The organism is Streptomyces sp. NPDC047974, from assembly GCF_040653375.1.
GTDB lineage: Bacteria > Actinomycetota > Actinomycetes > Streptomycetales > Streptomycetaceae > Streptomyces.
Genome location: NZ_JBEZNU010000029.1, coordinates 1 through 22,762 on the forward strand (window position 1 = coordinate 1; position 22,762 = coordinate 22,762).

Sequence of the window (22,762 nt, forward strand, 5' to 3'; positions counted from 1 at the left end):
CACCGTGAACGCCTCCTCCGAGGTCGCCAACGGCACGTGGAAGCTCCGCGTGACGGACAACGCCAACGCCGACACCGGCAAGATCGACTCCTGGGGCCGGCGCCTTTCTGCCGTACGAAGGGGGGGCGGGACCGATCCGGTCCCGCCCCCCTACGTCAGGTGATCGCGCCGCCTACCGGCCGGCGTACTTCTTGCTGACCTCGTCGAAGATCGCCTTGGCCTCGGGGCCGAGGCGCGGGCCCGCCAGCCAGCCGGCCGTCGACGGGCCGATCGAGGTGTTCGACACCAGCGCCGGCTTCCCGTCCCGGCCCTGCGCGACCCAGCCGCCACCGGACGAACCGGCCGTCATCGTGCAGCCGATGCGGTACATCGTCGGCTGCTCCGCCTTCAGCGAGAGCCGGCCCGGCTTGTCCGCGCACTGGAACATCTTCTGGCCGTCGAACGGGGGCGCCGCCGGGTAGCCGGTGGCCGTCATGGCCTTGATCTTCGGCACCGCCGGGGCGTTGAAATCGACCGGCAGGGCCGTACCGACCGTCTCCTCCAGGGACTTGCCGGAAGAACCCTTCTCGGGGGTGACCTGGATGACCGCGAAGTCGTACGGGGCGCCCGCGCCGCCGGTGGAGGCGCCCTGCGCGATCCACTCGTCGGAGGTCTTCACCCAGTCCGCCCACCACACGCCGTACGGGGCGATCTGCTCGCGCGTCGCCTTCTCCAGCGCCGAGGTCTCCATCGCGGCGTCGTTGTAGGAGGGGACGAAGGCGATGTTGCGGTACCAGCCGCCCTCCTTGCCCTTGTGGACGCAGTGACCGGCCGTCCACACCAGGTTGGACTTGCCGGGGTGGGCCGGGTCCTTCACCACGGTGGCCGAGCAGACCATCGAACCGTCGGGACCGTCGAAGAACACCTTGCCGGACGCGGGCGAGTTCGCGTGGTACTTCGCCGGCACCGCCTTCGCCTTCACCGGGTCCGGCGTCGGGTCGGTGACGCCCTCGTCACCGGAGATGTCCTCCTCCTCGACCGGGCGCGGCTCGGGGCGCTCGGCGTCCCGCATCCGGTCCGGGTCCCAGAGGTCCTCGATGATCGGGTTGACGAAGTCCTTCGCCTCGCGAAGCCACTTGTCCTTGTCCCAGTTCTTCCACTCGCCGTCGCGCCACTTGTCGAGATCGATCCCGTGGTCCTTCAGCCGCTGCTTCAGGTCCTCCGGAATCTTGATCTTGTCGACCGGGTTCTCGCTCGCCGGCGCGCTGGGCTTGTCTCCTGCGTTCTCCTCGGTCGGGCCACAGGCCGTCGCGGTGAGCGTCAGCGCCGCGACGGCGGACGCCGCCATCAGCAGCGGACGAATCGATCGCATCTCGTGATCCCCCTGGGACTACGTCAACTGGTGCATTTCTGGGCATCGGTCGCACTCTCGTCCGACCGGACGTGGGAACGACCGCCCCCACTATGCCGGTGCCGGAGGGGACGGTACGCGCCCCGCCGGCGGTTCCGGAGCCGGTGCGGCCGTTGTCATGCCGTGATCCGGGACACGCCAAGGATCTTGCCTCCGGCCCGTGTTCCCCGGCAGTTCCCGTCGTTGGTACGGACGGGGGACACAACGGCGGCGCTCGGAGCGGCCTTTGAGCACGCCCGGACGCCCCGACGATGTGCAACGCAACCGTTATCGCGGGAGGACACCGAGCCGTGGCCGTTACCGAATCAGCTTCAGCCACCGCCCCCACCCGGCGGGGGTACGGGACGGCGCCGGGAGGCGGGTACGAGGCGATCCTGCGACGGCAGGCCCAGCGCGAGTCCGCCGCCCGCACCTACGCCCGCTCGCTCCCGATCGTCCCGGTCCGGGCCCGCGGCCTGACCATCGAGGGTGCCGACGGCCGCCGCTACCTCGACTGCCTCTCCGGCGCCGGAACCCTCGCGCTCGGCCACAACCACCCGGTCGTCCTCGAAGCCATCCGCAAGGTCCTCGAATCCGGCGCCCCCCTCCACGTCCTCGACCTCGCGACCCCCGTCAAGGACGCCTTCACCTCCGAGCTCTTCGCCACCCTCCCCCCGGAGCTCGCCGCCGACGCCCGCGTCCAGTTCTGCGGCCCCGCCGGCACCGACGCCGTCGAGGCCGCCCTCAAGCTGGTCCGCACCGCCACCGGGCGCCGCGGCCTGTTCGCCTTCACCGGCGCCTACCACGGAATGACCGCCGGGGCCCTCGCCGTCTCCGGCGGCGCCGAGGACGTCCGCGTCACCCGCCTCCCGTACCCGCAGGCGTACCGCTGCCCCTACGGCGTCGGCGGCGAGCGCGGCGCCGAGCTCTCCGCCCGCTGGACCGAGTCCCTCCTCGACGACCCCAAGAGCGGTGTCACCACCCCCGCCGGGATGATCGTGGAGGCCGTCCAGGGCGAGGGCGGAGTCCTCCCCGCCCCCGACGCCTGGCTGCGCCGCATGCGGATCATCACCGCCCGGCACTCCATCCCCCTCGTCGTCGACGAGGTCCAGACCGGCGTCGGGCGCACCGGAGCCTTCTGGGCCGTCGAGCACAGCGGAGTCGTCCCCGACGTGATGGTCCTGTCCAAGGCCATCGGCGGCTCCCTCCCGCTCGCGGTCGTCGTCTACCGCTCCGGGCTCGACGCCTGGGAGCCGGGCGCCCACGCCGGCACCTTCCGGGGCAACCAGCTCGCCATGGCCGCCGGCACCGCCACCCTCGCGTACGTCCGCGAGAACAGGCTCGCCGACCGGGCCGCCACCCTCGGCGCCCACATGCTCGGCCGCCTCCAGGGCCTCCAGGCCGCCCACCCCTGCGTCGGCGACGTCCGCGGCCGCGGCCTCATGATCGGCGTCGAGCTCGTCGACCCCGAGGCCGCGGGACCCGACGACACCGTCCCGCCCGCCGCCCCCGTCCTCGCCCGAGCCGTCCGGGAGGAATGCCTCGCCCGCGGACTCATCGTCGAGCTCGGCGGCCGCCACTCCGCCGTCGTGCGCCTCCTTCCCCCGCTCACCCTCACCGACGAGCAGGCCACCGCCGTCCTCGACCGCTTCGCCGACGCCCTCGCCGCCGCCGAACGCGCCCACGTCCCCCGGCCGGCCGCCCCCCACCGGCCCGCCCCCGGACCGTCCCACTGACCCGGACCGCCCCCGGCCCCCTCCCCAAGGAAACCCGCGTGAACGCCACCCCCACCTCCCAGCTGACCGCGACCGCGACCATGACCGAGCCCGACGCCGAGGAATCCACGGTCCCGCGCCAGCACACCGGCCCCGCCCCCCTCCGGCCGTCCCGCCCCGGGGAAGCGCCGGCCGGCGACCGCTCCGCCGCCCCCGCCGCCGACCCGCTCGACGACCCGAACCCGCAGCGGGCCGCCGACGCCGCCGCCCTGGAGAACCTCCTCCGCTGCTGGGTCCGGGAGAAGAACCTCCCCGCCCCGGACACCGCGACCCTCCGCGTCCCCCTCGGCGCCAGCGGCACCGCCCTCCTCGTCCCCGTCGCCTACTGGTCGCCCACCGGCTGGCACCGCTTCGGCACCCCCACCCTGGAAGGCCTCCCGTCCACGGCCCCGGCCGTCGACGCCGTCACCCTCGCCGCCCTCCTCAGCCGCGAGACCGGCCGCCCCGAGGCCACCGAACTCGTCGGCCGCGTCGCCGACTCCGCCCGCCGCACCGCCGTCTTCCTCGCCGCCCGCCGCGGCGACCCCCGGCCCCATCCCGACGCCGACCTCTTCCTCGCCGCCGAGCAGTCCCTCCTCCTCGGCCACCCCCTCCACCCCACCCCCAAGAGCCGGGAGGGCCTCTCCGAGGCCGAGTCCCGCCTCTACTCGCCCGAACTCCACGGCGCCTTCCCCCTCCACTGGTTCGCCGTCGACCACACCCTCCTCGCCTCCGACTCCGCCTGGACCGAGCAGGGACGCCCCGTCACCGCCGAGCAGCTCGCCGCCGGCCTCGCCGAAGGCCTCGCCCACCCCGCCGGCACCGCCCCCCTGCCCCTGCACCCCTGGCAGGCCCGCGAACTCCTCCACCGCGCCGACATCCGCGACCTCCTCGACCAGGGCCTCCTCCACGACCTGGGGTCCCACGGGAGCCACTGGCACCCCACCTCTTCGGTCCGGACCGTCCACCGCCCCGGCGCCCGCGCCATGCTCAAGCTCTCCCTCGGCCTGCGCATCACCAACTCCCGCCGCGAGAACCTCCGCAAGGAACTCCACCGGGGCGTCGAGGTCCACCGCCTGCTGCGCACCGGCCTCGTCGACGAGTGGCAGGCCGCCCACCCCGGCTTCGACATCGTCCGCGACCCCGCCTGGCTCGCCGTCGACGCCCCCGACGGGACCCCCGTCCCCGGGCTCGACCTGATGATCCGGCACAACCCCTTCGGCCCCGGCGACGACGCCGTCTGCCTCGCGGCCCTCACCGCGCCCCGCCCCCGGCCCGGGGCCACCGGCATGGGCTCCCGCCTCGCCGACCTCGTCCACCGCCTCGCCGGGCGTACCGGCCGTCCCGTCGCCGCGGTCTCCGCCGAGTGGTTCCTGCGCTACCTCGACCAGGTCGTCCGCCCCGTCCTCTGGCTCGACGGCCACGCCGGCATCGCGCTGGAGGCCCACCAGCAGAACACCCTCGTCCTCCTCGACCCCGACGGCTGGCCGGCCGGCGGACGCTACCGCGACAACCAGGGCTACTACTTCCGCGAGTCCCACCGGGCCGAGCTGGAGAGCCGCCTCCCCGGCATCGGCGCCCACAGCGACACCTTCGTCTCCGACCAGGTCACGGACGAGCGCTTCGCCTACTACCTCGGCATCAACAACGTCCTCGGTCTGATCGGCGCCTTCGGCGCCCAGCACCTCGCCGACGAGCGGATCCTCCTCGCCGCCTTCCGCTCCTTCCTCACCTCCGCCACCGGCCTCGGATCGCCGCTCCCGCACCGCCTCCTCGAAGCGGCCACCCTGCGCAGCAAGGCCAACCTCCTCACCCGCCTCCACGGCCTCGACGAGCTCGTCGGCCCCGTCGACACCCAGTCCGTCTACGTCACGATCACCAACCCCCTCCGCGCCTGAACGCCCCGGCGGCCCGCCCGTCGCCGCCCCGTCCACCGGCGCGTCCCCCGACCACCCACCGAGGGGGCGCCCCCGACCCAGGGAAGACCCGCCGCATGTCCATACACCCGGACCACAGACACGACGCCGGCACCCCGGCCACCGACCAGCCACCGGCCGAACGGCCCGGTCTCCCGACCGGCGGTCCGGCGGGTACGCCGATGTCCGACGACACCCTCGACCTCCGCGTCGACGACCTCCTGGCCCTCCTCGCGGGAGACCGACCCGTCACCGGCTCCGAACCCGACACCCGCTCCGAACCCGGCGCCGTCGTCGGACGCGGCACGGTCACCGGACCCGGCGTCGGACACGGCACCGGCACCGGACCCGGCGTCGGTACGGGCGACCCCGCCACCGCCGCAGTCGGTCGCCCCGGCGGCCATCCGCTCGACTCGGTCGCCTCCTGGGCCCCGGCGGCCACCCGCTTCGGCGCCTTCCGCCTCGTCCCCGTCCGCCCGGCACACGACCTGCCCCTGCTCACCCGCTGGATGAACGACCCCGCCGTCGCCGCCTTCTGGGAACTCGCCGGGCCCGACACCGTCACCGCCGACCACGTCCGCGCCCAGCTCGAAGGCGACGGCCGCAGCGTCCCCTGCCTCGGCGTCCTCGACTCCACCCCGATGAGCTACTTCGAGATCTACCGGGCCGACCTCGACCCGCTCGCCCGCGCCTACCCGGCCCTCCCGCACGACACGGGCATCCATCTCCTCCTCGGCGGCGTCGCGGACCGCGGCCGCGGCGTCGGCACCGCACTGCTGCGGGCCGTCGCCGACCTCGTCCTCGACCACCGTCCCCGGTGCACCCGCGTCGTCGCCGAACCCGACATCCGCAACACCCCCTCCGTCGCGGCCTTCCTCGGCGCCGGCTTCCGCTACGCGGCGGAGATCGACCTCCCCGACAAGCGGGCCGCGCTCATGATCCGTGACCGGTCCCTCCGTCACGTTCTGTGAACACCCACGGTTCCGTGAACACCCGCGTTCCGTGAACAGCCCCTGCCCCTGATGCACCGCTCGACTGATACACCGCTCGACCCACAGCGGTTCCCCCTTCGAGGAGTCCATGTGACGACGTCCCCAGCACCCCACGACTCCGGACGACCCGCGGCGACCGCCGCCCCGGCCCCCGAACTGCTCGCGCCCCCCGAGCTCAACCCCACCGCCTGGGCCCGCGCGGGCGCCCGCACGCTCGCCAAGGCCCTCGGCGAGTTCGCCTACGAGGAGATCCTGGAACCCGTCGCGGCCGGCCCCGACGCCCCCGGCCGGTACACCCTCGCCCTCGACGACGGCACCCCCCTCGCCTTCACCGCCCGCCGAGGCGCCTACGGCGGCTGGCGCGTCGACCCCGGCACGATCACCCACGACGGCCGCCCGCTGACCGACCCCCTCGACCTGCTCGTCCGCGCCCGAGGGCTCCTCGGCCTCGACGGCGCCACCCTCGGCCACCTCATCCGCGAGCTCACCACCACCCTCGCCGCCGAGGCCCGCCTCGACCACACCGCCCTCACCGCGGACCGCCTCGCCGACCTGTCCTACGCCGAGCTCGAAGGGCACCAGACCGGCCACCCCTGGCTCGTCCTCAACAAGGGCCGCATCGGCTTCTCCGCCGGCGACGCGGCCCGCTGGGCCCCCGAAGCCCGCCGCGCCACCCGGCTCCCGTGGATCGCGGTCAGCAACCGCATCGCCGCCTACCGCGGCGTCGCGGGCCTCGCCACCCCCGAGCGCCTTTACGCCGGCGAACTCGACGCCCCCGTCCTCGACGCCTTCCGCGCCGAGCTCACCGCCAGGGGCCTCGACCCGGAGGCGTACCTGCTGCTCCCCGTCCACCCCTGGCAGTGGGACGAGATCCTGCTCCCGCTCTACGCCCCCGCCATCGCCTCCGGCGCCATCGTCCCGCTCCCGGCCGACGCCGACCTCCGCCTGCCGCAACAGTCCATCCGCACCTTCCTCAACACCAGCCGCCCCGACCGGCACACCGTCAAGCTGCCGCTCTCCGTGCTCAACACCCTCGTCTGGCGCGGGCTCCCCACCGAGCGCACCCTCGCCGCCCCCGCCGTCACCGCCTGGGTCCACGCCCTGCGCGACGCCGACCCCTTCCTCCGCGAGGAGTGCGGCGTCATCCTCCTCGGCGAGGTCGCCTCCGTCACCGTCGAGCACCCCCTCTACGACCGGCTGCCCGAAGTTCCGTACCAGTACAAGGAACTGCTCGGCGCGATCTGGCGCGAACCCCTCCGCCTGCCGCCCGGCGAGCGCGCCCGCACCCTCGCCGCCCTGCTCCACACCGACCCCGAGGGCCGTGCCTTCGTCGCCGAACTCGTCGAGCGCTCCGGTCTGACCCCCGCCGTCTGGCTCCGGCACCTCTTCGCCGCCCTGCTGCCGCCGCTGCTCCACTTCCTCTACCGCTACGGCACCGTCTTCTCCCCGCACGGAGAGAACGCGATCGTCGTCTACGACGAGCGGGACGTCCCCGTCCGCCTGGCGATCAAGGACTTCGTCGACGACGTCAACATCAGCGCCCACCCGCTCCCCGAGCACGACACGATGCCCGACGACGTCCGTGCCGTCCTGCTCACCGAGGAGCCCGGCTTCCTCACCCAGTTCATCCATTCGGGGCTCTTCGTCGGCGTCTTCCGCTACCTCGCGCCGCTGTGCGAGGAGCAACTCGACGTACCCGAGGCGGACTTCTGGGCCCTCGTGCGCGCCGAGATCCTCCGCCACCAGGAACGCTTCCCCGAGCTGAAGGACCGGTTCGAGCTCTTCGACCTGCTCACGCCCCGGATCGAACGGCTCTGTCTCAACCGCAACCGGCTGCACATGGACGGCTACCGCGACCGCTCCGACCGCCCGCACGCCGCCGTCCACGGCACCGTCCCCAACCCCCTCGCGTGATCCGGAGGAGTGCTCCCGCTGTCGGTGCGGAGCCGTAGGCTGGGAGCGCTATGACGAAGCCATCCCTCCCCGACCTCCTCCACGCCGCCGTCGCCGCTGTCGGCGGCACGGAGCGCCCCGGCCAGGTCACCATGGCCGAGGCCGTGGCCGAGGCCATCGACGACAACTCCCACCTGCTCGTCCAGGCGGGCACCGGCACCGGAAAGTCGCTCGGCTATCTGGTGCCGGCGCTCGCGCACGGGGAGAGAGTGGTGGTGGCCACGGCCACGCTGGCGCTCCAGCGCCAGCTCGTCGAGCGCGACCTGCCGAGGACGGTCGAGGCGCTCCACCCGCAGCTGCGCCGCCGCCCCCAGTTCGCCATGCTCAAGGGCCGGTCGAACTACCTGTGCCTGCACCGGCTCCACGAGGGGGTGCCGCAGGACGAGGAGGAGGGCCTCTTCGATCCCTTCGAGGCGGCCGCGCCGACGAGCAAGCTCGGCCAGGACCTGATCCGGCTGCGCGACTGGGCGGACGAGACGGAGACCGGCGACCGGGACGACCTGACGCCCGGCGTCTCCGACCGGGCCTGGGGCCAGGTCTCGGTCTCCTCCCGGGAGTGCCTCGGCGCGAGCAAGTGCGCGTACGGGGCGGAGTGCTTCGCCGAGGCGGCCCGTGAGCGCGCCAAGCTCGCCGACGTCGTCGTCACCAACCACGCCCTGCTCGCCATCGACGCGATCGAGGGCGCCCCCGTGCTGCCGCAGCACGAGGTACTGATCGTCGACGAGGCGCACGAGCTGGTCTCCCGGGTCACCGGCGTGGCCACCGGCGAGCTCACCCCGGGCCAGGTGAACCGGGCGGTGCGCCGGGCCGCCAAGCTGGTGGACGAGAAGGTCGCCGACGAGCTCCAGACCGCCGCGGAGGGCTTCGAGCGGGTCATGGAGCTGGCCCTGCCGGGCCGCCTGGAGAAGATCCCGGAGGACCTGGCGTACGCGCTGGCGGCGCTGCGCGACGCGGCCCGCACCGTGATCACCGCCCTCGGCAACACCCGGGACCGCTCGGTGCAGGACGAGGACGCGGTCCGCAAGCAGGCGATGGCCTCGGTGGAGACCGTGCACGGCGTCGCCGAGCGGATCACCCACGGTTCCGAGTACGACGTCGTCTGGTACGAGCGCCACGACCGCTTCGGCGCCTCGCTGAGGGTCGCGCCGCTCTCGGTCTCCGGGCTGCTGCGGGAGAAGCTCTTCACCGAGCGTTCCGTGGTGCTCGCCTCGGCCACGCTCAAGCTGGGCGGCGACTTCAACGGCGTGGGAGCCTCGCTCGGCCTCGCGCCGGAAGGCACCACCGGGGACGACCTCCCGGTCTGGAAGGGCCTCGACGTCGGCTCCCCGTTCGACTACCCGAAGCAGGGGATCATGTACGTCGCCAAGCACCTGGCCAAGCCGGCCAGGGACGGCGACCGCGGTGACATGCTGGACGAGCTGACCGAGCTGATCCAGGCGGCCGGCGGCCGCACCCTCGGTCTCTTCTCCTCGATGCGGGCGGCGCAGCTGGCGGCGGAGGAGCTGCGGACCCGTATCCCCGAGTACCCGATCCTGCTCCAGGGCGAGGACACCCTGGGCGAGCTGATCAAGAACTTCGCGGCCGACCCGAAGACCTGCCTCTTCGGCACCCTGTCGCTCTGGCAGGGCGTGGACGTGCCGGGCGCCAGCTGCCAGCTCGTCGTGATGGACAAGATCCCCTTCCCGCGCCCGGACGACCCGCTGATGAGCGCGCGGCAGAAGGCGGTCGAGGAGGCCGGGGGGAACGGCTTCATGGCGGTGGCGGCGACGCACGCCGCGCTGCTGATGGCCCAGGGTGCCGGTCGCCTGGTCCGTGCGACGGGCGACCGGGGCGTGGTGGCCGTCCTCGACCAGCGGCTGGCCACCGCCCGTTACGGCAGCTATCTGAAGGCCTCGATGCCCGATTTCTGGTACACGACCGACCGCAATCAGGTCCGCAGGTCGCTCGCGGCGATCGACGCGAAGGCGAAGGCGGACGGCGCCTGAGCAAGGGGTGCGGACACGCCTCCGGCCCCGGCGGAGAGCCGGGGCCGGAGGCGAGCCAGGAGAACGGGTCGTACAGCGAGCCCCGGGACCGGCGCAGTGGGTCCCGGGGCCCGGTCGGAGCCGGCGGGTGCGGTCAGACCCGCCGCAGTACGGCGACCACCTTGCCGAGGATCGTCGCCTCGTCGCCGGGGATGGGCTGGTACGCGGCGTTGTGCGGGAGCAGCCAGACGTGGCCGTCCTCGCGCTTGAAGCGCTTCACGGTGGCCTCGCCGTCGAGCATGGCGGCGACGATGTCGCCGTTCTCCGCGACGGGCTGGCGGCGGACGGTGACCCAGTCGCCGTCGCAGATGGCGGCCTCGATCATGGAGTCGCCGACGACCTTGAGGACGAAGAGCTCGCCGTCGCCCACCAGCTGCCGGGGGAGGGGGAACACGTCCTCGACCGACTCCTCGGCCAGGATGGGGCCGCCGGCCGCGATCCGTCCGACGAGCGGCACGTACGAGGCCGCGGGCTTGCCGGTGGTGTCGGTGGGCTGGGTGCTGGGCTGGTCCGAGCCGCGGACCTCGTACGCCCGGGGGCGGTGCGGGTCGCGGCGGAGGAAGCCCTTGCGCTCCAGGGCCATCAGCTGGTGTGCCACCGACGACGTGCTGGAGAGGCCCACCGCCTGGCCGATCTCGCGCATCGACGGCGGGTACCCCCGCCGCTGGACCGAGTCGCGGATGACTTCGATGACCCGGCGCTGGCGGTCGGTGAGACCGGAGCTGTCGGCCCTGATGCCTGGAGGCCGTCCGGGGAGGGCTCGGGCGGGACGCCCGGGCTCCTCGCCGTTCATGGCTGTGTCGTTCATGGCGTGCACCGGCTCGAGTCGGCCCTGGGAGCGGTCCTGGGCGGTGATGGTGGCGCTGTCTGCGGTGGTGGTCACGTCGTCGGCCCCTCTCGAATGGTCTCCCTGGCTGGCACAACGGTAGTAGCTTTCGAAAGGTTGCGCCAAACACACGTTCGAGTGAAAATCCGCAGATTGCCTTACGCGTGTGCGGGTGGGGGTGTATGGGAGTGGGCCCTCGGAGGTCGATCCCGCCCTTACGGTAGCCTTCGCCGCTGGGTTTCCGGACTCCGGCGCGCCCTCCCAGTCTCCCACCCGCGGGTCGCGTTCGCGGCTCCGGGGTGCCGCGACACGCTGGGGGTGTCGCAAGCCCCTGAACCCAAGATCTAGTGGTTGGATGGCACCGGCCACCCAGGGATAGTGGTCCCCGGTCTGCCGGGGTGCCGTCCATCGCCTATGCTGGTGGTCGCTTCGAGGGCCTTGACGGGTCGGCCGAGGCTGTTCAGTCGTGCCATGAGGAGAGGGTCGTAACCAATGCACTGCCCCTTCTGCAGGCACCCCGACAGCCGGGTCGTCGACAGCCGCACCACCGATGACGGCACGTCGATCCGACGCCGCCGCCAGTGCACCGACTGCGCCCGCCGTTTCACCACGGTGGAGACCTGTTCGCTGATGGTGGTCAAGCGCTCCGGCGTCACCGAGCCCTTCAGCCGCACCAAGGTCATCTCCGGCGTGCGCAAGGCGTGCCAGGGGCGGCCGGTCACCGAGGACGCCCTGGCCAAGCTCGGCCAGCGGGTCGAGGAGGCGGTGCGCGCCACCGGCAGCGCCGAGCTGACCACCCATGACGTGGGCCTGGCCATCCTCGGGCCGCTGCAGGAGCTCGACCTCGTCGCGTACCTGCGCTTCGCGTCCGTGTACAAGGCCTTCGAGGGACTCGAGGACTTCGAGGCCGCCATCGCGGAACTCCGCGTGCGGCCTCCCGCTGAGAACGGCGGGACCGGCACCCCCGAGGTGCCCGTTCCCGCCGGCGCCGCCGACTGACGGCGGTCCGGGCCTTCGCGGGCCCGGCGACCGGCCGCGGTGCGGCCGTGCAGACCTGCCCCGGGTGACTTGTGTGGCACCCGTGGGTCAAGCAGTACAGAACGTAGTACAGAAGACGGTGCTCTGGGATTATCTGGGCGCCAAAGGGTGTTTTGCCCGTATATGGGAGGCGGCATGACAGAGACGGCGAGCGGCCCGGCACGTGGTTCCCGCACCAAGGGAGCCAAGGCGGCGAGCAAGGGCCTGCGGATCGAGCGCATCCACACCACCCCCGGCGTGCATCCGTACGACGAGGTGAACTGGGAGCGCCGTGACGTCGTCATGACCAACTGGCGCGACGGCTCGATCAACTTCGAGCAGCGCGGCGTCGAGTTCCCCGACTTCTGGTCGGTGAACGCGGTCAACATCGTCACCAGCAAGTACTTCCGCGGGGCCGTCGGCACCCCGCAGCGCGAGACCGGTCTGAAGCAGCTCATCGACCGCATCGTGAAGACCTACACCAAGGCCGGCGAGGACTACGGCTACTTCGCCTCGCCCGCCGACGCGGAGATCTTCGAGCACGAGCTCACCTACGCCCTCCTCCACCAGATCTTCAGCTTCAACTCGCCGGTCTGGTTCAACGTCGGCACGCCGCAGCCCCAGCAGGTCTCCGCCTGCTTCATCCTGTCCGTCGACGACTCCATGGAGTCGATCCTCGACTGGTACAAGGAAGAGGGCATGATCTTCAAGGGCGGCTCCGGCGCCGGCCTGAACCTCTCGCGCATCCGCTCCTCCAAGGAGCTCCTCTCCTCCGGCGGCAACGCCTCCGGCCCCGTCTCCTTCATGCGCGGTGCCGACGCCTCCGCGGGAACGATCAAGTCCGGTGGCGCCACCCGCCGCGCCGCCAAGATGGTCATCCTCGACGTCGACCACCCCGACATCGAGAACTTCATCGAGACCAAGGTCAAGGAGGAGGAGAAGATCCGCGCCCTCCGTGACGCGGGCTTCGACATGGACCTGGGCGGCGACGACATCACGTCCGTCCAGTACCAGAACGCCAACAACTCCGTCCGCGTGAACGACGAGTTCATGAAGGCCGTGGAGTCCGGCGGTCAGTTCGGTCTGCGTGCCCGCATGACCGGCGAGGTCATCGAGGAGGTCGACGCCAAGGCGCTCTTCCGCAAGATGGCCGAGGCCGCGTGGGCCTGCGCCGACCCGGGCATCCAGTACGACGACACGATCAACCACTGGCACACCTGCCCCGAGTCCGGCCGCATCAACGGCTCGAACCCGTGCAGCGAGTACATGCACCTGGACAACACGTCCTGCAACCTCGCCTCGCTGAACCTCATGAAGTTCCTCAAGGACGACGGCAAGGGCAACCAGTCCTTCGACGTCGAGCGCTTCGCCAAGGTCGTCGAGCTCGTCATCACCGCGATGGACATCTCCATCTGCTTCGCCGACTTCCCGACCCAGAAGATCGGCGAGAACACCCGCGCCTTCCGCCAGCTCGGCATCGGCTACGCCAACCTCGGCGCCCTGCTGATGGCGACCGGCCACGCGTACGACTCCGAGGGCGGCCGCGCCCTCGCCGGCGCCATCAGCTCCCTGATGACCGGCACCTCGTACAAGCGCTCCGCCGAGCTCGCCGCGGTCGTCGGCGCCTACGACGGCTACGCCCGCAACGCCGAGCCGCACCAGCGCGTCATGAAGCAGCACGCCGACGCCAACGACAAGGCCGTCCGCATGGACGACCTGGACTCGCCGATCTGGGCCGCCGCCACGGAGGCCTGGCAGGACGTGATCCGCCTCGGCGCCAAGAACGGCTTCCGCAACGCGCAGGCGTCGGTCATCGCCCCGACCGGCACCATCGGTCTCGCGATGTCCTGCGACACCACCGGTCTCGAGCCCGACCTCGCCCTGGTCAAGTTCAAGAAGCTCGTCGGCGGCGGCTCGATGCAGATCGTCAACGGCACCGTCCCGCAGGCCCTGCGCCGCCTGGGCTACCAGGAGGAGCAGATCGAGGCGATCGTCGCCCACATCGCCGAGCACGGCAATGTGATCGACGCCCCGGGCCTGAAGACCGAGCACTACGAGGTCTTCGACTGCGCCATGGGCGAGCGCTCCATCTCCGCGATGGGCCACGTCCGCATGATGGCCGCCATCCAGCCCTGGATCTCCGGCGCCCTCTCCAAGACCGTCAACCTGCCGGAGACGGCCACGGTCGAGGACGTCGAGGAGGTCTACTTCGAGGCGTGGAAGATGGGCGTCAAGGCGCTCGCGATCTACCGCGACAACTGCAAGGTCGGCCAGCCGCTCTCCGCCAAGAAGAAGGAGGACGAGAAGGCCGAGGTCACCGCGAAGTCCGAGGCGACGATCCGCGAGGCCGTCGAGAAGGTCGTCGAGTACCGCCCGGTTCGCAAGCGCCTCCCGAAGGGCCGCCCGGGGATCACCACCTCCTTCACCGTCGGTGGTGCCGAGGGCTACATGACCGCCAACTCCTACCCGGACGACGGTCTCGGCGAGGTCTTCCTGAAGATGTCGAAGCAGGGCTCGACCCTCGCGGGCATGATGGACGCGTTCTCCATCGCCGTCTCCGTCGGTCTGCAGTACGGCGTGCCGCTGGAGACCTACGTCTCGAAGTTCACCAACATGCGCTTCGAGCCGGCCGGCATGACGGACGACCCGGACGTGCGGATGGCGCAGTCGATCGTCGACTACATCTTCCGCCGCCTGGCGCTGGACTTCCTGCCCTTCGAGACCCGCTCCGCGCTCGGCATCCACTCCGCCGAGGAGCGTCAGCGTCACCTGGAGACCGGCTCCTACGAGCCGTCCGAGGACGACGTCGACGTCGAGGGTCTGGCCCAGTCCGCCCCGGTCGCCACGGCGCTGAAGGCCGTCGCCGCCCCGGCCCCGGTCGTCAAGGCCGAGGGCCCGGCCCCGAAGCAGGCGCACACCTCGGCGGAGCTCGTCGAGATGCAGCTCGGCATCAGCGCCGACGCCCCGCTCTGCTTCTCCTGCGGCACGAAGATGCAGCGCGCCGGCTCCTGCTACATCTGCGAGGGCTGCGGCTCGACCAGCGGCTGCAGCTGACACCTGCCGCGGCTGACGCGTGACTGACGAAGGGGACCGGCCCACGGCCGGTCCCCTTCGGCGTGCCCGGGGCTGGCCGGTTCAGGCGCGCGCCGTGCCCATCAGGGAGCCGAAGGACTGCGGGTCCGTGTCGAAGCCCCTCTGCAGGGGGCGGAAGGTCCAGCCGGCCGACGCGTCGCGGACGAATTCGACGACGGTCGCGGCGGTGGCGTCGGCGGCGCCGCCGAAGTCGTACGTCAGCAGTTCCGTGTAGCCCTCGCTGACCCGGACCGAGGCCTGGGCCGTCCCGCCGAAGGTCACCCGGCCGCCGCTCTGCTGTATCACCACGCCGACCACCACACGGGTGTACCGCTCGGCCAGCCGGTCCAGTTCGAGCGTCATCGCCTCGTCGTATCCGAAGCCCTGCCCCGTGCGGCTGTCGCGGAGGAGGGTGATCGTCCCGTCGGGGGAGCGCTTGCCGAAGTGGACCAGCTGCGCGGGCGCGCCGTGGGGGTCCTCGGCGGTGAAGACGGCGGCGACGAGATCCAGGTCGTGCGCGGGCGCGCCCGCCGGCGCCGGATCCCACTTGAGCGCCACCTCCACCTTGCCGACGCCCTTGCTGAGTCCGCTCACGATGCCTCCCCTTTCCCCGTGTCCCCGTGAAGACCCTTCGCCCCGGGTCTCTCCTCATGGTGTCACGCACGTACGACAGTTGGGCCGGCCGTTCCGGCCCGCGGGGTGCGGACCCGCCGGAAGTCGACGTCCGACTGGCCGGAATGAAACGGGTCCTGACGAGAGCTCACGTCGGGTCGCCCGTCTGTGGTGACGGTCTGCCGGGGCGCTCTCCGGAGCCGTACGATGGCGCGGTGCTGGTCAAGTGGATTCGCTGCGCCGTCGTGGACCGTCGAGGGTTCGAGCGGGGACAGCGGAAGTGGGCGGGGCTGCTCGGGGAGCCGGGATTCCGGGGGCAGGGCGGTGGCTGGAGCCGGGCCCGTCCCGAGATCGCGCACGTCTTCTCCTTCTGGGAGAGCCGGGCCTTCTACGACTCCTTCATGGCCCGCTCGCACGACCGGCTGGCCGCCGCGCAGTCCGGTACGTACAAGGACGCACAGGTCAGGCTCTTCGACCACCGCTTCGACGTGAAGACCGGTTTCGAGCCGAAGTTCGCCGACGCGGACGTGGCGCGGGTGGCGCACTGCCGCGTCCACGAGGAGCGGGTGGAGCACTTCGCCCTGATGCAGGAGAAGGTGTGGAACCCGGCGATGGCCGGGTCGCCGGGCATGCTCCGAGGGCTCTTCGGGGAGTCGCCCGGTCACGAGTTCCTGGTGCTCTCCCTCTGGAACTCCGCCGCCGAGCACGGCAAGTACCGCGAGGAGCGGGTGGAGCGCCTCGGCCTGCGGGCGCAGACCGAGGCCGACGTGGCCGCGCTCTCGGGCGACGTGGTGCGGCTCGAACCCACCTGGACCGTCTGAGCGTTCAGCCCTGTTCGGGGTCGGGGTCGGGGCCGGGATCGGAGCCGGGTGCGGTGGCGGGGGAGGGGTCCGTGGTGGTGGCCGGTCTCCCGGCCGGTCCGGTGAAGACGCCCGCCGTCACGGCCGCGAGCGCCGCGTCGGCCGCCTGGTCCGCGAGTCCTTCGTCGACGGCTTCGCGGGTGACGAAGAGGCGGAGGAAGAGCGGGGCGGAGACCGCGCGCACCACGGCGCCGGCGTCGGTGCCGACGGGCGCCTCGCCCCGGCCGACCGCCCGGGTCACGACCGTCTCGCAGCGGCGGAACCTCTCGCCGTAGAACGCGCGCAGGGCCTCGGCCGCGCGCGGTGACTGGAAGGCGGCGCCGACGAACGCGGTGGGTGCGGCGGCGTCCGCCGGGTCGCGGAAGCCGTCGACGACCTCGTGGGCGAGGGCGCGCAGGTCACCGGCGAGGCTGCCGGTGTCGGGCGGTGTCCACGCGTCCTCCCCGGCGAGGTCGAGGGCGTCGGCCACCATGCCCTCCACGCTTCCCCAGCGGCGGTAGAGCGTCGTCTTGTGCACCCCCGAGTGTTCCGCCAGGTATTCCACGGTCAGGGAGGGGTAGCCGTGCTCGGCCAGTCCGGTCAGGACGGCGTCGCGGACGGCGGCCCGGGTGCGGGCGGTGCGCCCGCCGGGGCGCCGGCTGCCAGGGGCGGGGTCCTCGGTCGACTCGTTCAATTGCTACTCCCGTTGCGTTAGTGACTCCGAGTGTGCCACACTCACCATTAACGCGACAAGAGTTGTGTTTGCTCTTTCCCGGGAGGTGCCATGCCCGCACAGATCTCGCTCCACGACGTGACCGTCTCCCGAGGGGAGCGGATACTCCTCGACCGCGTCTCGCTCTCCGTCCGCCCGGGCGAGCGGGTCGGGATCGTGGGGGAGAACGGCGCCGGAAAGTCCACCCTCCTCCACCTCCTCGCCGGCGCCGTCGCACCGGACGAGGGTCGCGTGACCGCCCTGGCCGACGGGGGACTGCGGCTCGTCTGCCAGACGCCCGAGCTGCCCCCGCAGGACACGGTCGCCGACGCGGTGGACGCGGCCCTCGCCGATTTCCGCGCCATGGAGACGTGCCTGCGCGCCCTCGAAGCCCGCCTGGACCACGCGGCCGCCGAGGACCTCGCCGCGTACGGAGACCTGCTCACCGCCTACGAGCTCCGCGGCGGATACGAGGCCGACGCCCGCGTCGACAGGGCGCTCCACGCCCTCGGGATCGCCCACATCCCCCGGGAGCGCAGGCTCGGCAGCCTCTCCGGCGGCGAGCAGGCCCGGCTCGGCATCGCCGTCGCCGTGGCCGCCGCGCCCGAGGTCCTGCTGCTCGACGAACCCACCAACCACCTCGACGCGTCGGCCCTCGACTGGCTGGAGGAATCCCTCCGCGGCCATCGCGGGACCGTCGTCGCCGTCTCCCACGACCGCGTCTTCCTGGAGCGTGTCACCACCGCCCTCGTCGAGGTCGACACCGATTTGCGGAGCCTCGTCCGCCACGGCGAGGGGTACGCGGGCTTCCGCGCCGCCCGCGAGGCCACCCGCCGGCGCCGCCGTCAGGAGTACGGGGAATGGCGCGCCGAGACCGAGCGCCTGGAGGCGTACGCGGAGGGCACGGCCCACGCCGTCGCGGCGGGCCGCGTCATGAAGGACAACAACAAGATGGCCTACGACCGGGCCGGCGGACGCGTCCAGGCATCCGTCTCGGGACGCGTCCGCAACGCCCGGGAGAGGCTCCGCCGCCTCAGGGAGGACCCGGTGTCCGAACCGGCCCCGCCCCTCGCCTTCACCGCACGGCCCGAGGCGGGCGCCGTCCAGGGCGAACTGCTCGCCCTGGACGGGATCCGGGTCGGTGAGCGGCTCGCGGTCGACACCCTCACCCTCCGGGCGGGCGAACGGCTCCTCGTCCACGGGGGCAACGGCGCGGGCAAGTCCACCCTGCTCCGCGTGATGGCAGGGGCCCTCCGCCCCGACCGGGGAGAGGTGCGCCGCCGCGGCCGGACCGGCTTCCTGGCCCAGGAGGTCACCGTCCCGCGGCCGGTCGAGACGTTGCTCACCGCCTTCGGCCACGGGCTGGGGCTCGGGCTCGACGAGGAGGGCCTGACCGAACGGCTCCTGTCGTACGGACTGTTCCGGCCCGACGACCTCACCGTGCCGGTGGGAGGCCTCTCGACGGGACAGCTGCGCAGGCTCGCCCTCGCCAGGCTGCTCGCCCGCCCCGCGGACCTGCTGCTCCTCGACGAGCCCGCCAACCACCTCGCCCTCGGCCTGGTCGAGGAGCTGGAACAGGCCCTGGAGGAGTGGCCCGGCGCCGTCGTGGTGGTCTCGCACGACCGCGAACTGCGGCGCCGGTTCACCGGGCGGATACGCCGGATGGACTCCGGGCGACTCCTCGATTGAGCCGAACGGGGCGGCTCCCTCTAGGGTCGGACCATGGCACGACCGCGGCGCATCGTCCTCGTCCGGCACGGGGAGTCCGAAGGCAACGTCGACGACACCGTCTACGAACGGGAGCCCGACCACGCCCTCCGGCTCACCGCGACCGGCCGTCGGCAGGCGGAGGCGACGGGGGAGCGGCTGCGCGAGCTCTTCGGCGACGAGGCGGTCAGCGTGTACGTCTCGCCCTACCGCCGCACCCACGAGACCCTGCAGGCCTTCCGGCTGCCACCGGGCCAGGTCAGGATCCGCGAGGAGCCCCGGCTGCGGGAGCAGGACTGGGGCAACTGGCAGGACCGGGAGGACGTACGCCTCCAGAAGGTCTACCGGGACGCCTACGGCCACTTCTTCTACCGCTTCGCGCAGGGGGAGTCCGGAGCCGATGTGTACGACCGGGTCGGGGCGTTCCTGGAGAGCCTCTACCGCAGCTTCGAGGCCCCCGACCATCCGCCGAACGTCCTGCTCGTCACCCATGGACTGACCATGCGTCTCTTCTGCATGCGGTGGTTCCACTGGAGCGTGGCCGACTTCGAATCGCTGTCCAACCCGGGCAACGCGGAGACCCGGGTCCTGACGCTCGGGGAGGGCGGACGCTACCGGCTTGACCGCCCGTTCGAACGCTGGTGTACCCCGGAACCGTACGGTCCCACCGGATAGAGTGGCGCACCGATGACCGCTGACTCCTCATTCGACCGGCGCTTCGACCGCGCCCTCGCCAGTCTGCGCGGACTGGCCGTGGGGGACGCACTGGGCTCCCAGTTCTTCGTCCCCGCGCACTACCCCCTGCTGAAGCGGCGCGAACTGCCGCCGGGTTCCTGGCAGTGGACCGACGACACGGAGATGGCCTGCTCCGTCCTGGCCGTCCTCGCCCGACACGACCGCATCGACCAGGACGCCCTGGCCGCCTCCTTCGCCGACCACCACGACTTCGACCGCGGATACGGCCCCGCCGTCAACCGGATGCTCCGGCTGATCAGGGAAGGCGGCGACTGGCGCGAGCTGTCCGCGGCCCTCTTCAACGGCCAGGGATCCTGGGGCAACGGCGCCGCGATGCGCATCGCCCCGCTCGGCGCCTGGTACGCCGACGACCCCGAACAGGCCACCCACCAGGCCGAGATCTCCGCCTACCCCACCCACCAGCACCGCGAGGCCGTGGTCGGCGCCATGGCCGTCGCCGCGGCGGCCGCCCTCGCCGCCGATCCGGCCGGTCCCCCCACGCCGGAGGCGCTGCTCGACGGGGTCGTCGCCCTGGTCCCGCGCAGCGCGGTCGGCGCGGGGCTGCGCCGGGCCCGGGACATGCTGGACTACGGCGACGCCGGGACCGTCGCCGCCGTACTCGGCAGCGGGCGGCGCACCAGCGCCCACGACACGGTGCCGTTCGCCCTCTGGTCGGCGGCCCGAGGCCTGGGCGACTTCGAGACGACGTTCTGGACGACGGCCCAGGTCGGCGGGGACGTCGACACGACCTGCGCCATCGCCGGAGGGGTGGTGGCGTCCGCCGCCGGAGGCGCGCCCCCGGCCGACTGGCTGGAGCGGACCGAGGACCTTCCCGCCTGGGTTCCGCGGGGGACGGCCCGGAGCTGAACGCGACGGGGGTCCGGACCCGCGCGGGTCCGGACCCCCGCCCGCCGTCAGGCCACGGGGCCGGCGGCCTCGGCCTTGCCGCTGAGCGCCTCCAGGTCGCTGCGGCGGACCCGGATGACCAGGACCGCCGTCAGCAGCGCGACCGCGACCATCGCCACGGCCGCGGTGAAGGCGGTCGAGATGCCCGAGGTCAGCACCTCGTGGCTCCAGGGCGCCGGGAGCTCCTTCGTGCGCAGGAAATCGGCCTGCTGTTCCGGTGTCGCGGTGGCGAGGAAGTCCGACACCTGCTTGTCGCCCTCGGTGCGGCTCGCCGTGCCGAAGACCGTGACCAGGATGGAGAGGCCCAGCGAGCCGCCTACCTGCTGGGTGGCGTTGAGCAGGCCGGACGCGGCTCCCGCCTCGTGCTGGGCTACCCCCGAGACGGCCGTCAGGGTGAGGGTGACGAAGTTGAGGCCCATGCCGAAGCCGAAGAGGACCATCGGCCCGAGGACCCCGCCGGCGTAGCTGCTGTCCGCCTCGATGAAGGTCAGCCAGAAGAGGCCGAGGCCGGTGATCGTGGAACCGGCCACCATGAACGGCTTCGGGCCCAGGGTGGGCAGGAACCGCTGCGACAGACCGGCACCGGTCACGATCGCCACCGTGACCGGCAGGAACGCGAGGCCGGACGCGATCGGGGAGTATCCGAGCACGTCCTGCACCCACAGGACGATGAAGAAGAACATGCCGAACATGGCGGCCGCGAGGCTCAGCATGATCACGTACGTCCCGGAGCGGTTGCGGTCGGCGAACATCCGCAGCGGGGTGATGGGTTCCTTCGCGCGCGACTCGACCAGTGCGAAGGCGACGAGGAGCACCACCGCGCCGGCGAACGAGCCGACCGTCAGCGGGTCCTTCCAGCCGTTCTCCGAGGCGCGGATGAAGCCGTAGACCAGCGCCGCCATGCCGAGGGTGGAGGTCGCCGCCCCCGAGAGGTCGAAGCGGCCGGGATGGCGCTCGGACTCGTTGATGTACCGGGGCGTGAGGAAGGCGATCAGCAGGCCGATGGGCACGTTGACGAAGAGGACCCAGCGCCAGTCCAGCCACTCCGTGAGCATGCCGCCGGCGAGCAGGCCGATCGCGCCGCCGCCGGCCGAGACGGCGGCGAAGACGCCGAACGCCCGGTTGCGCTCGGGACCTTCGGGAAACGTGGTGGTGATCAGGGCGAGCGAGGTCGGTGAGGCGATCGCGCCGCCCACGCCCTGCAGCGCACGTGCGGCGAGCAGGTGCCAGGGCTCCTGTGCGAAGCCGCCGAGGAGCGAGGCGAAGGTGAAGAGCAGGATGCCGGCCATGAAGACCCGGCGGCGGCCGAGGATGTCGCCGGCCCGGCCGCCGAGGAGCAGCAGCCCGCCGAAGGTCAGCGTGTAGGCGCTGAGCACCCACGACAGATCGGTGGTGGAGAAGGAGAGCGCGTCCTGGATGTCCGGCAGCGCGATGTTCACGATCGTGGCGTCGAGGACGACCATCAACTGGCAGGCGGCGATGACCGTCAGTGCGATTCCCGGCCGGCCCCCGGAGCCGGCGAGGCCTTTCTCGGCCTGTGTGTCGACCGGAGTTGTTGTCACTATGGATCCCCCACGGAAGAATTAGTGAACGTGACCGTTCACTGGTCTTCACGGTAGTGAGTCCCCGTCAGTGAACGCAACCGTTCACTGAGCGCTGCCGGTGGTTCGTTTCGGCCCCAACGGAGAGACCCTGATGATGACTTCGCGCTCCATGGCCGCCGCTCGGCCGGACGGGGCGGTGTCCCGCAGACGCGGACCGGTGCTCGAACGCGCCATCCTGGATGCGGCGCTCGACCAGTTGAGCAGCGTCGGCTGGAGCGGCCTGACCATGGAGCGTGTCGCGCTCGGGGCGCAGACGGGCAAAGCCGCGGTGTACCGGCGCTGGCCGTCCAAGGAGGACCTGGTCGCCGACGCCCTTCAGGCCGGACTGCCCCGCTTCGACGAGGCTCCCGACCTCGGCGGCTTCCGCGACGAGCTGTACGAGCTCTGCCGCCGGGTCCGCGACATCATGAACTCGCGCTCCGGCCTCGCCCTGCGCGCGGTCCTTCACGAGTGCGACGAGGAGGCGGCCGCACGCTTCCGCGCCCTGATCGAGACCGGTGTCGTCGGCCCCTCGAAGCAGCTCTTCGCGTGCGTGCTGGAGCGCGGGATCGCCCGCGGGGAGGTGCGCGCCGACGCCCTGGACGATCTCGTTCTCGACGTCATCCCGGCGATGATGATGTACCGCTCGAAGGTGTGCGGCAGCGAATGGCCCGACGCCGAGATGGCCGATGTCATCGACCGGATCATGGTGCCGCTGGTCCGCTCGACGCCGGTCTGACCGAGC

18 protein-coding genes are annotated in these 22,762 nt (G+C 72.3%); 13 read left to right on the top strand and 5 right to left on the bottom strand.

Annotation, left to right across the window (positions count from 1 at the left end):
• Positions 1–163 (top strand): proprotein convertase P-domain-containing protein (locus tag AB0E19_RS30940; protein ID WP_362185883.1); only part of this gene is annotated, 163 nt, incomplete at its 5' end.
• A gap of 9 nt (positions 164–172) precedes the next feature.
• Here the strand turns inward: AB0E19_RS30940 and AB0E19_RS30945 are convergent.
• Positions 173–1,351: a hypothetical protein gene (locus AB0E19_RS30945; RefSeq protein ID WP_362185696.1), complete on the bottom strand. Its 1,179-nt coding sequence runs from the start codon at positions 1,349–1,351 to the stop codon at positions 173–175.
• 410 nt (positions 1,352–1,761) lie between these two features.
• On the opposite strand from AB0E19_RS30945, the gene AB0E19_RS30950 reads away from it, so the two are divergent.
• The 5 genes from AB0E19_RS30950 (at position 1,762) to AB0E19_RS30970 (ending at position 9,969) form a co-directional block, all read left to right on the top strand.
• A complete protein-coding gene (locus AB0E19_RS30950) occupies positions 1,762–3,105 on the top strand; it encodes a diaminobutyrate--2-oxoglutarate transaminase family protein (protein ID WP_362185887.1) in 1,344 nt (447 codons plus the stop codon).
• A gap of 80 nt (positions 3,106–3,185) precedes the next feature.
• Positions 3,186–5,021 carry an IucA/IucC family protein gene (locus tag AB0E19_RS30955; protein WP_362185890.1) on the top strand — a complete coding sequence of 612 codons (1,836 nt, stop codon included), beginning with the start codon at positions 3,186–3,188 and terminating at the stop codon, positions 5,019–5,021.
• A 200-nt stretch (positions 5,022–5,221) separates the two neighbouring features.
• Positions 5,222–6,010 (top strand): GNAT family N-acetyltransferase, encoded by a 789-nt coding sequence (locus AB0E19_RS30960; protein ID WP_362185893.1) that lies wholly within the window; start codon positions 5,222–5,224, stop codon positions 6,008–6,010.
• 51 nt (positions 6,011–6,061) lie between these two features.
• On the top strand, positions 6,062–7,945 hold the full coding sequence (locus AB0E19_RS30965) for an IucA/IucC family siderophore biosynthesis protein (protein ID WP_362185699.1): 1,884 nt from the start codon (positions 6,062–6,064) through the stop codon (positions 7,943–7,945).
• A 50-nt stretch (positions 7,946–7,995) separates the two neighbouring features.
• Positions 7,996–9,969: an ATP-dependent DNA helicase gene (locus AB0E19_RS30970; protein WP_360608367.1), complete on the top strand. Its 1,974-nt coding sequence runs from the start codon at positions 7,996–7,998 to the stop codon at positions 9,967–9,969.
• Between the two features lie 133 nt (positions 9,970–10,102).
• On the opposite strand, the gene lexA is transcribed toward AB0E19_RS30970, so the two are convergent.
• Positions 10,103–10,891 carry a transcriptional repressor LexA gene (gene lexA, locus AB0E19_RS30975; RefSeq protein ID WP_031010805.1) on the bottom strand — a complete coding sequence of 263 codons (789 nt, stop codon included), beginning with the start codon at positions 10,889–10,891 and terminating at the stop codon, positions 10,103–10,105.
• A gap of 435 nt (positions 10,892–11,326) precedes the next feature.
• On the opposite strand from lexA, the gene nrdR reads away from it, so the two are divergent.
• Both nrdR and AB0E19_RS30985 read left to right on the top strand, forming a co-directional pair.
• Positions 11,327–11,833 (top strand): transcriptional regulator NrdR, encoded by a 507-nt coding sequence (nrdR, locus tag AB0E19_RS30980; protein WP_030495087.1) that lies wholly within the window; start codon positions 11,327–11,329, stop codon positions 11,831–11,833.
• A 174-nt stretch (positions 11,834–12,007) separates the two neighbouring features.
• On the top strand, positions 12,008–14,905 hold the full coding sequence (locus AB0E19_RS30985) for a vitamin B12-dependent ribonucleotide reductase (protein WP_362185705.1): 2,898 nt from the start codon (positions 12,008–12,010) through the stop codon (positions 14,903–14,905).
• An 81-nt stretch (positions 14,906–14,986) separates the two neighbouring features.
• On the opposite strand, the gene AB0E19_RS30990 is transcribed toward AB0E19_RS30985, so the two are convergent.
• Positions 14,987–15,517, bottom strand: coding sequence for a TerD family protein (locus tag AB0E19_RS30990; RefSeq protein ID WP_362185708.1), 531 nt, complete (start codon positions 15,515–15,517; stop codon positions 14,987–14,989).
• Between the two features lie 233 nt (positions 15,518–15,750).
• Here AB0E19_RS30990 and AB0E19_RS30995 point away from each other — a divergent pair, with 233 nt between their 5' ends.
• A complete protein-coding gene (locus AB0E19_RS30995; RefSeq protein WP_360608373.1) occupies positions 15,751–16,356 on the top strand; it encodes a YdbC family protein in 606 nt (201 codons plus the stop codon).
• Between the two features lie 4 nt (positions 16,357–16,360).
• Here the strand turns inward: AB0E19_RS30995 and AB0E19_RS31000 are convergent, their stop codons facing one another.
• Entirely contained in the window at positions 16,361–17,068 is a 708-nt protein-coding gene (locus AB0E19_RS31000) for a TetR/AcrR family transcriptional regulator (RefSeq protein WP_362185712.1), read from the bottom strand.
• Between the two features lie 90 nt (positions 17,069–17,158).
• On the opposite strand from AB0E19_RS31000, the gene AB0E19_RS31005 reads away from it, so the two are divergent.
• The 3 genes from AB0E19_RS31005 to AB0E19_RS31015 are packed head-to-tail and all read left to right on the top strand — an operon-like array spanning position 17,159 to position 20,395.
• The gene (locus tag AB0E19_RS31005) at positions 17,159–18,775 is read left to right on the top strand and encodes an ATP-binding cassette domain-containing protein (RefSeq protein WP_362185716.1); all 1,617 of its coding nucleotides are present in this window, start codon (positions 17,159–17,161) and stop codon (positions 18,773–18,775) included.
• A 33-nt stretch (positions 18,776–18,808) separates the two neighbouring features.
• Positions 18,809–19,468, top strand: coding sequence for a histidine phosphatase family protein (locus AB0E19_RS31010; protein WP_360608379.1), 660 nt, complete (start codon positions 18,809–18,811; stop codon positions 19,466–19,468).
• Positions 19,469–19,480: 12 nt separating this feature from the next.
• Complete coding sequence (locus tag AB0E19_RS31015) at positions 19,481–20,395, top strand: ADP-ribosylglycohydrolase family protein (protein ID WP_362185720.1); 915 nt, start codon at positions 19,481–19,483, stop codon at positions 20,393–20,395.
• Positions 20,396–20,442: 47 nt separating this feature from the next.
• Here AB0E19_RS31015 and AB0E19_RS31020 read toward each other — a convergent pair whose 3' ends face one another.
• A complete protein-coding gene (locus AB0E19_RS31020) occupies positions 20,443–21,996 on the bottom strand; it encodes an MFS transporter (RefSeq protein ID WP_362185723.1) in 1,554 nt (517 codons plus the stop codon).
• Positions 21,997–22,129: 133 nt separating this feature from the next.
• Here AB0E19_RS31020 and AB0E19_RS31025 point away from each other — a divergent pair, with 133 nt between their 5' ends.
• On the top strand, positions 22,130–22,756 hold the full coding sequence (locus AB0E19_RS31025; RefSeq protein ID WP_362185727.1) for a TetR/AcrR family transcriptional regulator: 627 nt from the start codon (positions 22,130–22,132) through the stop codon (positions 22,754–22,756).
• Positions 22,757–22,762: the final 6 nt, after the last annotated feature.

Excerpts from the sequence above, each read along its gene's own strand:
- AB0E19_RS30945 (WP_362185696.1), bottom strand. The coding sequence starts at position 1,351 with ATGCGATCGATTCGTCCGCTGCTGATGGCGGCGTCCGCCGTCGCGGCG.
- AB0E19_RS30955 (WP_362185890.1), top strand. The coding sequence starts at position 3,186 with ATGACCGAGCCCGACGCCGAGGAATCCACGGTCCCGCGCCAGCACACC.
- AB0E19_RS30960 (WP_362185893.1), top strand. The coding sequence starts at position 5,222 with ATGTCCGACGACACCCTCGACCTCCGCGTCGACGACCTCCTGGCCCTC.
- AB0E19_RS30965 (WP_362185699.1), top strand. The coding sequence starts at position 6,062 with ATGCACCGCTCGACTGATACACCGCTCGACCCACAGCGGTTCCCCCTT.
- AB0E19_RS30970 (WP_360608367.1), top strand. The coding sequence starts at position 7,996 with ATGACGAAGCCATCCCTCCCCGACCTCCTCCACGCCGCCGTCGCCGCT.
- nrdR (WP_030495087.1), top strand. The coding sequence starts at position 11,327 with ATGCACTGCCCCTTCTGCAGGCACCCCGACAGCCGGGTCGTCGACAGC.
- AB0E19_RS30985 (WP_362185705.1), top strand. The coding sequence starts at position 12,008 with ATGACAGAGACGGCGAGCGGCCCGGCACGTGGTTCCCGCACCAAGGGA.
- AB0E19_RS31005 (WP_362185716.1), top strand. The coding sequence starts at position 17,159 with ATGCCCGCACAGATCTCGCTCCACGACGTGACCGTCTCCCGAGGGGAG.
- AB0E19_RS31010 (WP_360608379.1), top strand. The coding sequence starts at position 18,809 with ATGGCACGACCGCGGCGCATCGTCCTCGTCCGGCACGGGGAGTCCGAA.
- AB0E19_RS31015 (WP_362185720.1), top strand. The coding sequence starts at position 19,481 with ATGACCGCTGACTCCTCATTCGACCGGCGCTTCGACCGCGCCCTCGCC.
- AB0E19_RS31025 (WP_362185727.1), top strand. The coding sequence starts at position 22,130 with ATGATGACTTCGCGCTCCATGGCCGCCGCTCGGCCGGACGGGGCGGTG.